General features: G+C 59.9%; 14 protein-coding genes. 5 read left to right on the top strand and 9 right to left on the bottom strand.

Annotation, left to right across the window (positions count from 1 at the left end; translation table 11 throughout):
* Nucleotides 1–63: 63 nt before the first annotated feature.
* Nucleotides 64–447, bottom strand: coding sequence for a PaaI family thioesterase (locus K5E37_RS08610; RefSeq protein ID WP_007952699.1), 384 nt, complete (start codon nucleotides 445–447; stop codon nucleotides 64–66).
* Entirely contained in the window at nucleotides 447–2,771 is a 2,325-nt protein-coding gene (locus tag K5E37_RS08615; RefSeq protein ID WP_221533604.1) for a Tex family protein, read from the bottom strand. Before K5E37_RS08615 ends, K5E37_RS08610 begins: the two co-directional genes overlap by 1 nt.
* A 360-nt stretch (nucleotides 2,772–3,131) precedes the next feature.
* On the opposite strand from K5E37_RS08615, the gene ompR reads away from it, so the two are divergent.
* Both ompR and K5E37_RS08625 read left to right on the top strand, forming a co-directional pair.
* Nucleotides 3,132–3,872: a two-component system response regulator OmpR gene (ompR, locus tag K5E37_RS08620; RefSeq protein ID WP_007952694.1), complete on the top strand. Its 741-nt coding sequence runs from the start codon at nucleotides 3,132–3,134 to the stop codon at nucleotides 3,870–3,872.
* A 114-nt stretch (nucleotides 3,873–3,986) separates the two neighbouring features.
* Nucleotides 3,987–5,300 carry an ATP-binding protein gene (locus K5E37_RS08625; protein WP_007952691.1) on the top strand — a complete coding sequence of 438 codons (1,314 nt, stop codon included), beginning with the start codon at nucleotides 3,987–3,989 and terminating at the stop codon, nucleotides 5,298–5,300.
* A gap of 35 nt (nucleotides 5,301–5,335) precedes the next feature.
* Here K5E37_RS08625 and rimK read toward each other — a convergent pair whose 3' ends face one another.
* From rimK to K5E37_RS08640, 3 genes are read right to left on the bottom strand one after another with little or no spacing between them, the layout of a single operon-like run.
* On the bottom strand, nucleotides 5,336–6,241 hold the full coding sequence (rimK, locus tag K5E37_RS08630) for a 30S ribosomal protein S6--L-glutamate ligase (RefSeq protein WP_007952690.1): 906 nt from the start codon (nucleotides 6,239–6,241) through the stop codon (nucleotides 5,336–5,338).
* The gene (locus tag K5E37_RS08635; RefSeq protein ID WP_170844915.1) at nucleotides 6,238–6,684 is read right to left on the bottom strand and encodes an ATP-dependent zinc protease; all 447 of its coding nucleotides are present in this window, start codon (nucleotides 6,682–6,684) and stop codon (nucleotides 6,238–6,240) included. Before K5E37_RS08635 ends, rimK begins: the two co-directional genes overlap by 4 nt.
* A gap of 49 nt (nucleotides 6,685–6,733) precedes the next feature.
* Nucleotides 6,734–7,513 (bottom strand): EAL domain-containing protein, encoded by a 780-nt coding sequence (locus K5E37_RS08640; RefSeq protein WP_221533605.1) that lies wholly within the window; start codon nucleotides 7,511–7,513, stop codon nucleotides 6,734–6,736.
* Nucleotides 7,514–7,629: 116 nt separating this feature from the next.
* Here K5E37_RS08640 and K5E37_RS08645 point away from each other — a divergent pair, with 116 nt between their 5' ends.
* A complete protein-coding gene (locus K5E37_RS08645; RefSeq protein ID WP_007952687.1) occupies nucleotides 7,630–8,037 on the top strand; it encodes an RNA-binding S4 domain-containing protein in 408 nt (135 codons plus the stop codon).
* 67 nt (nucleotides 8,038–8,104) lie between these two features.
* Here the strand turns inward: K5E37_RS08645 and K5E37_RS08650 are convergent, their stop codons facing one another.
* The gene (locus tag K5E37_RS08650) at nucleotides 8,105–8,905 is read right to left on the bottom strand and encodes a phosphatase PAP2 family protein (RefSeq protein WP_221533606.1); all 801 of its coding nucleotides are present in this window, start codon (nucleotides 8,903–8,905) and stop codon (nucleotides 8,105–8,107) included.
* 104 nt (nucleotides 8,906–9,009) lie between these two features.
* On the opposite strand from K5E37_RS08650, the gene hslO reads away from it, so the two are divergent.
* Nucleotides 9,010–9,912, top strand: a complete 903-nt coding sequence (gene hslO / locus K5E37_RS08655) for an Hsp33 family molecular chaperone HslO (protein WP_085608616.1) — start codon at nucleotides 9,010–9,012, stop codon at nucleotides 9,910–9,912.
* Between the two features lie 181 nt (nucleotides 9,913–10,093).
* A complete protein-coding gene (locus K5E37_RS08660; RefSeq protein ID WP_007952682.1) occupies nucleotides 10,094–11,635 on the top strand; it encodes a phosphoenolpyruvate carboxykinase in 1,542 nt (513 codons plus the stop codon).
* 173 nt (nucleotides 11,636–11,808) lie between these two features.
* On the opposite strand, the gene K5E37_RS08665 is transcribed toward K5E37_RS08660, so the two are convergent.
* The 3 genes from K5E37_RS08665 to K5E37_RS08675 all read right to left on the bottom strand — a co-directional run bounded on the left by K5E37_RS08665 (nucleotide 11,809) and on the right by K5E37_RS08675 (nucleotide 12,981).
* A complete protein-coding gene (locus tag K5E37_RS08665) occupies nucleotides 11,809–12,081 on the bottom strand; it encodes a type II toxin-antitoxin system RelE/ParE family toxin (RefSeq protein WP_085608617.1) in 273 nt (90 codons plus the stop codon).
* Nucleotides 12,081–12,524 carry a hypothetical protein gene (locus tag K5E37_RS08670; protein ID WP_039764743.1) on the bottom strand — a complete coding sequence of 148 codons (444 nt, stop codon included), beginning with the start codon at nucleotides 12,522–12,524 and terminating at the stop codon, nucleotides 12,081–12,083. The genes K5E37_RS08665 and K5E37_RS08670 overlap by 1 nt, the downstream gene beginning before the upstream one ends.
* A gap of 157 nt (nucleotides 12,525–12,681) precedes the next feature.
* Complete coding sequence (locus K5E37_RS08675; RefSeq protein WP_007952679.1) at nucleotides 12,682–12,981, bottom strand: hypothetical protein; 300 nt, start codon at nucleotides 12,979–12,981, stop codon at nucleotides 12,682–12,684.
* Nucleotides 12,982–13,251 lie beyond the last annotated feature (270 nt).

Raw genomic sequence — 13,251 nt, forward strand, 5'->3', positions numbered from 1 at the left:
CCCACAGGAAACTCCGACGCTGCGATCACAGCGCCGAAATTAACTCAAAATGATGAACAACATCTACAGGACAGCGAACGTGCCTTGCGCTTTTGCGACCAGTTTGTCGCCCTGCATCACGTCGGCTTCGACCACCAGCGTGCGCCGGCCCGGGTGGATCACCCGCGCCGTGCACATTACCTCGCCTTCAGAGACGGCGCGGATGTAGTTGATCTTGCACTCGATGGTCGCGCTCTGCTGGTCGAAGCCGTGGGTGCTGGAACAGGCCAGCCCCATGGCGATATCCACCAGACTGAACAGCGCGCCGCCGTGCAGCTTGCCGCCGCGGTTGCGCAGTTCGGGTTCCAGCGCCAGGGCGACTTGCGCCACCCCGGTTTCCAGACTGTGCAGGCGGCAGCCCAACAGTTTGAAAAACGCGCTCTCGACGAGCCCGGCCGGAATATCCATCAGCGTTTCTTCAACTGCTTGGCGTTGGCAAACAGCGACGCCATCGCGTTATTTACCGGAGCCGCCGGAGTGCTTTCCTTGCGCGGAGCCGAACCCTGCGACTGGCGTGGTGCCGAGCCCGGACGCGAACCACGGGCGCCGTCGATCTTCTCGCCCGGAGTGTCGCTCATGCGCATCGACAGGCCGACGCGTTTGCGCGGGATGTCGACTTCCATGACCTTCACTTTCACCACGTCACCGGCCTTCACCGCTTCGCGCGGATCCTTGATGAATTTCTCCGACAGCGCCGAAATGTGCACCAGACCGTCCTGATGCACGCCGATGTCGACGAACGCACCGAATGCGGTCACGTTGGTCACCACGCCTTCGAGGATCATCCCCAGTTGCAGGTCCTTCAGGTCCTCGACGCCTTCCTGGAACTCGGCGGTCTTGAACTCCGGACGCGGGTCGCGGCCCGGTTTTTCCAGCTCTTGCAGGATGTCGGTGACGGTTGGCAGACCAAAGGTCTCGTCGGTGAACTTCTTCGGATCCAGACGCTTGAGGAACGCGGCGTCGCCGATCAGCGAGCGAATGTCGCGGTCGGTTTCAGCGGCGATGCGTTGCACCAGCGGATAGGCTTCCGGGTGAACTGCCGAAGAGTCCAGCGGGTTGTCGCCGTTCATCACGCGCAGGAAGCCGGCGGCCTGTTCGAAGGTTTTCTCGCCCAGACGCGCGACTTTCTTCAGTGCGGCGCGGGTCTTGAACGCGCCATGTTCGTCACGGTGAGTCACGATGTTCTGCGCCAGGGTCGCGTTGAGGCCGGAGATTCGCGCCAGCAGCGCCACGGAGGCGGTGTTCACGTCCACGCCCACGGCGTTCACGCAGTCCTCGACCACGGCGTCCAGACCACGCGCCAGTTTCAGCTGCGACACGTCGTGCTGGTACTGGCCGACACCGATGGATTTCGGATCGATTTTCACCAGCTCGGCCAGTGGATCCTGCAGGCGACGGGCAATCGATACCGCGCCACGGATCGACACGTCCAGATCCGGGAATTCCTTGGCCGCCAGTTCAGATGCCGAATACACCGATGCGCCGGCTTCGGACACCATGACCTTGGTCATTTTCATCGCCGGGTATTTTTTGATCAGTTCGATTGCCAGCTTGTCGGTTTCACGGCTGGCGGTGCCGTTGCCGATGGCGATCAGGTCGACCGAGTGCTTGGCGCACAGGGCGGCCAGAATGGCGATGGTCTGATCCCATTTGTTGTGCGGCACGTGCGGGTAAACCGTGGCGTGATCCAGCAGTTTGCCGGTGGAGTCGACCACCGCAACCTTGCAACCGGTACGCAGGCCCGGGTCGAGGCCCAGGGTGGCGCGCGGGCCGGCCGGGGCGGCCAGCAGCAGGTCGTGCAGGTTGTGGGCGAACACGTTGATCGCTTCGGTTTCGGCGCCGTCGCGCAGCTCGCCGAGCAGGTCGGTTTCCAGGTGGGTGTAGAGCTTGACCTTCCAGGTCCAGCGCACCACTTCACCGAGCCATTTGTCGGCCGGGCGGTTCTGGTTCTGGATGCCGACGTGCTGGCCGATCATGCCTTCGCACGGGTGCAGGGTGCCCGGCAGCTCGTCGCCGACTTTCAGCGCGGAGCTGAGAATGCCTTCGTTGCGGCCACGGAAAATCGCCAGCGCGCGGTGCGACGGCATGCTTTTCAGCGGTTCGTCGTGTTCGAAGTAATCGCGGAATTTCGCGCCTTCCTCTTCCTTGCCGGCGATCACGCGGGCACTGAGGGTGGCTTCCTGCTTCAGGTAGGTGCGCAGTTTTTCGAGCAGGTTGGCGTCTTCGGCGAAGCGCTCCATGAGGATGTACTTGGCGCCTTCCAGCGCTGCCTTGGCGTCGGCCACGCCTTTTTCGGCGTCGATGAAGCGCGCGGCTTCGGCTTCCGGGGCCAGCGACGGATCGTTGAACAGACCGTCGGCCAGTTCGCCGAGGCCGGCTTCCAGGGCGATCTGGCCCTTGGTGCGGCGCTTCTGCTTGTACGGCAGGTACAAGTCTTCGAGGCGGGTCTTGGTGTCGGCGAATTTGATTTCGCGCTCCAGCTCAGGGGTGAGTTTGCCCTGCTCCTGGATGCTGGAAAGAATGCTGATGCGCCGTTCGTCGAGTTCTCGCAGGTAGCGCAGACGCTCTTCCAGATGACGCAATTGGGTGTCATCGAGGCTGCCGGTCACTTCTTTCCGGTAACGGGCGATGAAGGGAACGGTAGAGCCTTCATCGAGTAGCGCGACGGCCGCTTCGACCTGTTGTGGGCGTACGCCGAGTTCCTCGGCGATGCGGCTGTTGATGCTGTCCATAAAACCACCTGACAAATTGTGAAAGCAGGCTCGCAGGCGCGTAAATGAAGGCCCGGAGTCTGGTGGGGCGGCTTGATGCTGGCCGCTGCCTGGGTCAAAAGGCATCCCATTGACCCGTGAAATCGAACAATTACTGCGGCGCCCATGAAAATAAAGGACGGCCACCTGCGGTAACGATTCAGACGTTGCCTGACACAAAAGGCCGCGCATTATAACCAGCGTTCTGTCATTCGGGGGGGACGCAGTCTGTAGGCACAAGCCCCGGTTTTCTGGCAGTGAAGGAAAAATCTGCTAACAATGCACACGGTGCGTATAACGGCAGCTACGCCATAATGCGCGCCGAGCTAAAAGGAGCATCCAATGAGCAGCACTGCACAAACTGCTGAAGGCGAAAAAATTCTCATCGTTGACGACGATCCGGGGCTGAGCAGCCTGCTGGAACGCTTTTTCGTCAGCAAGGGCTACCGTGCCCGCGCCGTACCGAATACCGAGCAGATGGATCGTCTGCTGTCGCGTGAAGTGTTCAACCTGGTCGTCCTCGACCTGATGCTGCCGGGCGAAGACGGCCTGACCGCTTGCCGCCGCCTGCGTGGCGCGAACAATCAGATTCCGATCATCATGCTCACCGCCAAGGGCGACGAGCTGAGCCGTATCAAGGGCCTGGAACTGGGCGCCGACGATTACCTGGCCAAGCCATTCAACCCGGACGAGCTGATGGCTCGCGTCAAAGCCGTGTTGCGCCGTCAGGCCGCGCCGGTGCCGGGCGCGCCGGGCAGTGAAGAAGAAAACGTCACGTTCGGCGACTACGTGCTGTCCCTGGCCACCCGCGAACTCAAACGCGGCGACGAAGTGCACATGCTCACCACCGGTGAGTTTGCGGTGCTCAAGGCCCTGGTGATGAACGCCCGTCAGCCGCTGACCCGCGACAAGCTGATGAACCTGGCCCGTGGCCGTGAGTGGGATGCCCTGGAGCGTTCCATCGACGTGCAGATTTCCCGTCTGCGCCGGATGATCGAACCCGATCCGTCCAAGCCGCGCTACATCCAGACCGTCTGGGGTGTCGGCTACGTGTTCGTGCCGGATGGCAACTCCACCAAGTGATGGGTGATTTGTAGGAGCGGGTCTGCGGGAAACGGTCGGAAACGCCGTCCGCGCAGACTCGCAATCCGCAATATGCGAGCATTGCTCGCTCCTGCAAGTGTGTAGCGGTTATCCATGAAAACCCCCGTCTGGTTCCCCCAAAGTTTCTTCTCCCGCACCCTGTGGCTGGTGCTCATCGTCGTATTGTTTTCCAAGGCATTGACTCTGGTTTATCTGTTGATGAACGAGGACGTGCTGGTGGATCGGCAATACAGCCACGGCGTCGCCCTGACGCTGCGCGCCTACTGGGCCGCCGACGAAGAGAACCGCGCGAAAATCGCCGATGCCGCGACCCTGATCCGGGTGGTCGGTGCCGGTGTGCCGGAAGGCGAACAGCACTGGCCGTACAGCGAAATCTACCAGCGGCAGATGCAGGCGGAACTGGGTGCCGACACCGAAGTGCGCTTGCGCATGCATTCGCCGCCGGCCTTGTGGGTTCGTGCCCCGAGCCTCGGTGATGGCTGGTTGAAAGTGCCGTTGTACCCGCACCCGTTGCGTGGCCAGAAAATCTGGAACGTGCTCGGCTGGTTCCTGGCGATCGGCCTGCTGTCCACGGCGTCTGCGTGGATTTTCGTCAGCCAGCTTAACCAGCCACTGAAACGTCTGGTTTATGCCGCCCGGCAACTCGGCCAGGGCCGCAGCGTGCGCCTGCCGATCAGCGACACCCCCAGCGAAATGGCCGAGGTTTATCGTGCCTTCAACCAGATGGCCGAAGACGTCGAGCAGGCCGGTCGCGAGCGTGAGCTGATGCTCGCCGGGGTATCCCATGACTTGCGGACGCCGCTGACCCGTTTGCGGCTGTCACTGGAGTTGATGGGCGACCGCACCGACCTGACCGACGACATGGTGCGCGACATCGAAGACATGGACGCGATCCTCGACCAGTTCCTCGCCTTCATTCGCGATGGTCGGGACGAGTCGGTTGAGGAGGTGGACCTCAGCGATCTGGTGCGTGAAGTGGCGGCGCCCTATAACCAGACCGAAGAGAAAGTGCGCCTGCGCCTGGAACCGATCCAGCCGTTCCCGCTGCGTCGGGTGTCGATGAAGCGTCTGCTGAACAACCTGATTGGCAACGCGCTGAATCATGCCGGCGGCAGCGTGGACGTCGCAGCCTATGTGTCCGGTGACACCAGCGCGCCGTACGTGGTGCTGAGCGTGATGGACCGTGGGGCGGGGATCGACCCTTCCGAGCTTGAGGCGATCTTCAACCCGTTCACCCGTGGCGATCGGGCGCGGGGCGGGAAGGGCACCGGGCTGGGACTGGCGATTGTGAAGCGGATTGCTTCGATGCACGGCGGCAATGTCGAACTGCGCAACCGCTCCGGTGGCGGGCTGGAAGCACGGGTCCGGTTGCCGCTGGGATTGATGCTGCCGCGAGACGCGGTTTAAGTTTCAGGCGGCCTTGCGGCCGCCTGATTCAAGGTTCAACCCTTGCCTTTTGTGCGGGTCATGTTCGGCCCGCCATTCTTCTCGAGATGCTCGATGATGATCCCCGCCACGTTCTTGCCCGTGGTGGTTTCGATGCCTTCCAGACCCGGTGACGAGTTCACTTCCATCACCAGCGGCCCGTGGTTGGAACGCAGGATATCCACACCTGCCACCGACAGCCCCATGACCTTGGCTGCACGCAGCGCGGTCATGCGTTCTTCCGGGGTGATCTTGATCAGGCTGGCACTGCCGCCCCGGTGCAGGTTGGAGCGGAACTCGCCGGGCTTGGCCTGACGCTTCATCGCCGCGATCACCTTGTCGCCGACCACGAAGCAGCGGATGTCGGCGCCGCCGGCCTCCTTGATGTATTCCTGCACCATGATGTTCTGCTTCAGGCCCATGAAGGCCTCGATCACCGACTCTGCCGCCGTCGCGGTTTCACACAACACCACGCCGATGCCCTGAGTGCCTTCCAGCACCTTGATCACCAGCGGTGCGCCGTTGACCATGTCGATCAGGTCGGGAATATCGTCCGGCGAGTGGGCGAAGCCGGTCACCGGCAAACCGATGCCCCGGCGCGACAGCAATTGCAGCGAACGCAGCTTGTCCCGCGAGCGGGCGATGGCCACCGATTCGTTGAGCGGGAACACCCCCATCATTTCAAACTGGCGCAACACTGCGCAGCCATAAAACGTCACCGACGCGCCGATCCGCGGGATCACTGCATCGAAACCCTCCAGCGGCTTGCCGCGGTAGTGGATCTGCGGCTTGTGGCTGGCAATGTTCATATAGGCGCGCAAGGTGTCGATCACCACCATTTCATGCCCGCGTTCGGTTCCGGCTTCGACCAGACGGCGGGTGGAATACAGACGCGGGTTCCGCGACAGCACAGCGATCTTCATGCAACACCTGTGGAGGAGGTAGATACCGGGAACACCGGCTTGTCTTGTACATATTTGATGCCCGGATTGACCACCAGCTGGCCGTCGATCAGGGCTTTGGAACCGAGCAACAGGCGATAGCGCATGGACTTGCGGCAAGCGAGGGTGAACTCGATCGGCCAGACCCGGTCACCCAGGGCCAGGGTGGTGCTGATCACGTAGCGCACCTGGGCCTGACCGTTCGAACTCTTGATGGTCTTGCGGGCGACCAGTGGCGCTTCGCATCGCCGATGACGCAACTGCACGACAGTGCCCAGGTGCGCAGTGAAGCGCACCCATTTCTCGCCGTCGCGTTCGAACGGCTCGATGTCGGTGGCATGCAGGCTGGAGGTGCTGGCGCCGGTGTCGATTTTTGCCCGAAGGCCAGCGACTCCCAGATCCGGAAGCGCCACCCACTCGCGCAGACCGATAACGGTCAAATGGTCAAATGTCTTCAATGGAAAAAACCAACGATTAACGCGTCCACGCTTCAGGGGACACCTGGGCTAACGCTTTGAATGCGGGTCTGGCGAACCAGTAACCCTGCATCAGAAATATTCCGCAGTCCGCCAGGAAATCCCGTTCACCCGCACTCTCTATGCCTTCGGCGATGACTGTAACGTCCAACTCCGCACAGATTGTGACAATCCCCCGAACGATAGCCTGACGAACACGGTCAAGGTCGATATCGCGGATCAGCGCCATATCGAGCTTGATCAGGTCCGGTTGGAAATCGGCCAGCAGATTGAGCCCCGAATAGCCGGCACCGAAATCGTCGATGGCCGTCTTGAAGCCGAATTCGCGGTATTCACGCAGAATATTGGTCAAATGGCGATAGTTATCTACGTGCTCGCTTTCCAGTGTTTCGAAAATCAGCCGGTCGATCGGGAAATTGTGTTTTCTGGCAGCCTCCAGGGTGCTGCGAATGCATAACTCTGGACGATAGACGGCGTTGGGCATGAAGTTGATCGACAAGTGTGTCTGCATATTAAGCTCGGCTGCGCCTTCGATGGCGCGAGTCCGGCAGAGCTGGTCGAAACGGTAGCGGTTATCTTCTGTAACCTGATCCAACACCGTTAAAGCGCCTTCACCAGCCGCACCACGGACCAGTGCCTCATAGGCGTACACCGATTCGTCACGCAGATCCACGATGGGCTGATAAGCGAACGAAAAATCGAAGCCCAGCGGCTCGCTTTGCTGGCAGCCCAGGCACCCGGACTTGGGCGAGGTCAATGAAGACGGAAATTTGGTCACTCGATCACTCCATGCCGTTGAACCGGCGAAGATCACAGTTTATCTGGAGGGCCGGATTCTTGCGCCCGACAGAATCGGTAGTACAGTTCCGACTACTGGCTGAACGAGGAATTCATATGGCGCAAAAACAGGAAGAGGACGACAAGGTCCGTCTCGACAAGTGGCTGTGGGCCGCGCGTTTTTTCAAGACTCGCGCTTTGGCCAAGGCGGCCATCGAGAGCGGCAAGGTGCATTGTCGGGGAGAGCGCTGCAAGCCTGGCAAAGAGCCACGCATTGGCGATGAGTTCGAGATTCGCACGGGCTTCGATGAGAAGACCGTTGTGGTTCAGGCCCTGTCGATCGTGCGTCGCGGTGCACCTGAGGCGCAGACGCTGTATGCCGAGACCGAGGCGAGTATTGCCAAACGTGAAGCGGCTGCGGCGATGCGCAAGGCGGGCGCCCTGGGCGTGACCACCGACGGCAAACCGAGCAAGAAGCAGCGTCGGGATCTGTTCAAGTTTCGTGGGAACAGTAGCGGCGAATAAAAAAACGCAGCCTGCCGGCCTGGGTTCAAGACCCGCCGGCGGCTGCGTTTTTTTCAGTAACCGTTGATTACTGCGCGGACACCACACTCATTCGCGAAACCACCGGCAGTTTGCCCAGCAGCCGGAAAACCGGCGCCGTGACCTTCAGCCAGAAGTTCGCCGCGTGATAAGCAAACGGCGTGTAATAACCCCAGCCCAGTGCCCACACCGCCAACAGCATGCCGCCGATGTAATCGTCCTGGCCCCAATGTGCTCCGGCAACCAGACGCGGCAACATGAACAGCAGCGCCAGACCCCAGATCACCAGGAACTGGCCGACCGTGCGACTGAACACGCCCATGAACAGTGCCCAGATCAGCAGCACCGAAGCGTGGTCACCGGGGAAGCTCTGACTCGAGCGGTCCTTCAGTTCCCAGGTCTTCTCCAGGTGCGGGAAGTAATCGCTGATGTGCACTGCGCCTTCGAGCACCATCGACGGGCTGCTGTGCTGCCAGCCCATGTGATCGGCGAACTTGGAAAACAGCGTGCGGATCACCACCATCAGCAGCAGGATCGAAAAAAATCCGAAAAAGGCGCGGCGTACTTCAATCGCCCTGAACACCCAGTCGCCCTTGATCAGCAGCATCAGCAGAATCAGGCCGACGACGATGTCGAACGGTCGCAGACTTGCAATTGCCCAGATGTGGAGCCATATGGGGTTGCTGGCCAGCGGTGCATTGAGTGTGCGGAACAGCCACTCGTCGAAAATCACACACAGCATCTGACCCGTAGGCCATAACCAGAAAGCCAGTAGTGCCAATGGCACGATGTTGCACAGAACCAGCCGGCCGAGGTTCCACCTTGATTGGAACAAACCCGGATTGTTCATAAAATGCCTCCCGTGGCTGAACATCGGCATCAAAAAGGATGCCAGAAGCGCGGGATTTTCATTCTTTGTAACCATTTTGTCATCACATTCAGATACCCAGACCTATGACCGATTTCCTCGATACCGATTACACCCAACGCTTCATCTTCGATGACAGCGACACGCGCGGCGAACTGGTGTCGCTGGAGCGCAGCTATGCCGAAGTGCTCGCCAAGCACCCGTACCCGGAACCGGTTGCGCAATTGCTGGGCGAACTGATGGCTGCCGCGTCGTTGCTGGTGGGCACCCTGAAATTCGATGGCTTGCTGATTCTTCAGGCCCGCTCCGAAGGCCCGATCCCGCTACTGATGATCGAATGCTCCAGCGAGCGCGAAATCCGTGGCCTGGCGCGCTATCACGCCGAGCAGATTCCGGCCGATGCGACCCTCGGCGACCTGATGCCGAACGGTGTCCTGGCCTTGACCGTCGACCCGATCGCCGGCCAGCGTTATCAGGGCATCGTCGACCTCGACGGCGAAACCCTGTCCGACTGCTTCACCAACTATTTCGTCATGTCCCAGCAGGTCGGCACTCGCTTCAAGCTGTGCGCCGATGGCCGTCGTGCCCGTGGTCTGTTGCTGCAGCAACTGCCGGCCGATCGCCTGAAAGACGAAGAAGAGCGCGCAGCCAGCTGGCAGCACATCACCGCGCTGGGCAACACCCTGACCGCTGATGAACTGTTGAGCCTGGACAACGAAACAGTCCTGCATCGCCTCTACCATGAAGAGCAGGTTCGTCTGTTCGATGTGCAGAAACTGCGCTTCCACTGCAGCTGCTCCCGCGAGCGTTCGGGCAATGCGCTGGTCAGCCTGGGTCTGGAAGATGCGCAGGCGCTCGTGGCCGAGCAAGGTGGAAAAGTCGAGATCGATTGCCAGTTCTGCAACCAGCGCTACCTGTTCGATGCGGCAGATATCGCTCAATTGTTCGCTGGCGCGGGCGTCGAGACGCCGTCAGATACCCGGCACTAAAACGGTTCAGCGCAGGTAAATTCACTGCTCAACGACGGAATAACGCCGTTACGACGGGAGGGCCCTACTCTTTTTGGGCTTTTCTGGCATAATCCGGCCCACTTTTTTCGCGGTAGTAGTGCACGACTTTCTACTACAAAACGTTTGGAGCACACTCGGCCACTGGCCGACGGGGAACCTCATGACGCAAGCCAATAACGCCGTGTACACCGATCTGAGTGTTGATGATCTGGTAAAAGAAGCCCTGAACCGCGGTGAAGGCGAGCTTGCCGATACCGGCGCTCTGGTTGTTCGCACCGGTCATCGCACCGGCCGTTCGCCAGTCGACCGTTTCATCGTTGAAGAGCCTTCCACCCAGGCTGCAATCGCCTGGGGCCCGATCAACCGCAAGTTCCCGGCCGACAAGTTCGACGCGCTGTGGGCTCGTGTTGAAGCATTCAACAACGCGCAAGAGCATTTCGTTTCCCACGTGCATGTAGGCGCGGCCGAAGATCACTACCTGGCCGTGAAGATGACCACCCAGACTGCCTGGCAGAACCTGTTCGGTCGTTGCCTGTTCATCAACCCGGCTCAGTACAACCCGGCCGGTCGCGAAGAGTGGCAAGTGCTGAACGTCGCCAACTTCGAGTGCGTGCCTGAGCGTGACGGCACCAACTCCGACGGTTGCGTGATCATCAACTTCGCCCAGAAGAAAGTGCTGATCGCCGGCATGCGTTACGCCGGTGAAATGAAGAAAGCCATGTTCTCCGTGCAGAACTTCCTGCTGCCGGCCGCTGACGTGCTGCCAATGCACTGCGCTGCCAACATCGGCGAAGAAGGCGACGTGACCCTGTTCTTCGGTCTGTCGGGCACCGGCAAGACCACCCTGTCCGCCGACGAAAGCCGTTACCTGATCGGTGACGACGAACACGGCTGGGGCGAAGGCGTTGTCTTCAACATCGAAGGCGGTTGCTACGCCAAGTGCATCGACCTGTCCGAGAAGAACGAGCCGGTCATCTGGAAAGCCATCAAGCACGGCGCGGTGCTGGAAAACGTCGTGATCGACGATGCCAAGCACGCCGACTACGCCGATGTCAGCCTGACCCAGAACAGCCGCGCGGCCTACCCGCTGGAGCACGTTGCCAAGCGTTCCGAGAAGAACCTGGGCGGCGAGCCAAACGCTGTGATCTTCCTGACCTGCGACCTGACCGGCGTCCTGCCGCCAGTGTCGATCCTCAACGAAGAACAAGCGGCCTACCACTTCCTGTCCGGCTACACCGCTCTGGTGGGCTCGACTGAAATGGGTTCGGGCAGCGGCATCAAGTCGACCTTCTCCACCTGCTTCGGCGCACCGTTCTTCCCGCGTCCGGCCGGCGAATACGCTGAGCTGCTGATCAAGCGCATCCGCGGCTTCGGCTCCAAGGTCTACCTGGTCAACACCGGCTGGACCGGCGGTGGCTACGGCGTCGGCAAACGCTTCAACATCCCGACCACTCGTGCAGTGATCGCAGCGATCCAGAGCGGCGCGCTGATCGGTGCAGCCACCGAGCACCTGGACACCATCAACCTGGACGTGCCACTGGCCGTACCGGGCGTCGAAACCAACCTGCTCAACCCACGCAACACCTGGGCTGACAAGGCTGCGTACGACGAAGCTGCCAAAGCACTGGCCGGTCTGTTCATCGAGAACTTCAAGAAGTTCGAAGTGAGCGACGCGATCAAGGCTGCCGGGCCTAAGTTGTAAGACTTAGTTTTGGTGAATGAAAAAGCCGCCTCTTGAGGGCGGCTTTTTTGTGGGTGACGGGTTGGATTTCATTGTCAGATCAACTGCCATTATTCCCGCACAATCCGCGTTAAACAGCCAGAATAATGCTACTTAAGGAGCCGCGAATCCCCTGAGCATTTTCTCTCCAGCCATCATGGCCATTGCCGTCTGGTATGCAGCACTCGTAGTACTTCCACAACGTCAACTTTGATTGCGTAGATGATGACGTAGTTTGGAGTGACGACGATTTCGCGGGTACCTTCCGCGATACCTTTTCGGTACAGGGCTGGGTGCTGGCGAGCGCTTTCTCCTTTCAGTTCGAAGGCCTCATCGAGTTCAATCGCTGCAACGGGATTTTCCTGGCTGATACGCTCCATGATGTTGTCTCGGTCATCCAGCGCTTCTTGGCGCCAGACCAACCTCATCAACGTGCTCGCTGACGCAGGGCATCCCGTTTGGCGGCAAATATCCTGCGAGCGTCTTCATCGCTGACGCTGGGTCTTGGGTCATCAATGCTGATTTGTACCTGTTGCTTGACCCATTCTTCATACGCAGCTGCTTCATGAGCTTGTTTCATCGCTTCGGCGCGATCAGGGCGAGCATAGGTTTTTATCTGTAGGGGGTCGTAACTGGAGGCGTCCACATCGAAGTGATTGATGCCCACTCCTTGCAGGTAGGTCACCAGTGTTTCAAGCCGCTTGAACAGACGTACCTGGCCACTGCGTTGTGCGGTCAGTGAGTATTCTTTGCTTCCTTGCTGAATCTGAATCGACCAGCCACCGGGTTTGGCGACGATATGTGCGCTACTGATCGAACCGTTCTCAAACAGCCGCGTGAGAGTGCTGTGATCAATGGTTTCAGTGGTCATGAAGGCAAGCCCTTGGTTGAACAATGGCTCCCATCGTACGCAATCAATAATAGTTTGCAAAATTCTGATCCTTAAGTTTCGCGCCGGAGATGTCAGCGTCAGTGTTCGAGATAGGGGCAGGCAGTTCTAGCTGTGAACACGCCTGCCGAGGAATTCGTCAGGCCGGCGCTTTCCAGTTGAGCATTCGTTGCTGGGCGACCTGGAGCAGGTCATAGCCGTCTTTGGTGAGAAGGTAGAGCGCGTGGGTGATGTGCGGGATGTCTTCTACGTCGGCGTGTTTGAAGCAGAGGCAGTAGAGGGTTTGCAGCAGGTCGCTTGAGGCGCGCAGGCGCTGGACGGCGCATTCGAGGATGTCTTGCGGGTTGGCTTCGGTGTCGATGACGAGGGGCTTGGTGTCGGTGAGGTTGGAGTCGAGTGGGCGGTAGCGATCGGAGTGGAGCTCGTTCCATGATTTCATTTTTTAGATCCTCAATTGCTTCGAATGAAGCCACCACATCGTGACCAAGCGACTGGAGGCGACTGTGTTCGGGTTGGTCAACCGGTGAGGATCATGCACATACCCGGCACGCTCGAAAGCGTCCCAAACACAGCCACCATAACGCTGCTGGCAATTGAGTGCCGGCAGCATACAGCGGACGCGAATGCATGATCCATTCGGGTGACCAAGCCCGAGTCGCTGAATTGGCAGCGACAGTCACAACTATAGGTTTCAGCCCACTGGCGCCGA

The organism is Pseudomonas sp. RIT778 (assembly GCF_019718735.1).
In the GTDB taxonomy this organism is placed as follows: Bacteria; Pseudomonadota; Gammaproteobacteria; order Pseudomonadales; family Pseudomonadaceae; genus Aquipseudomonas; species Aquipseudomonas aphyarum.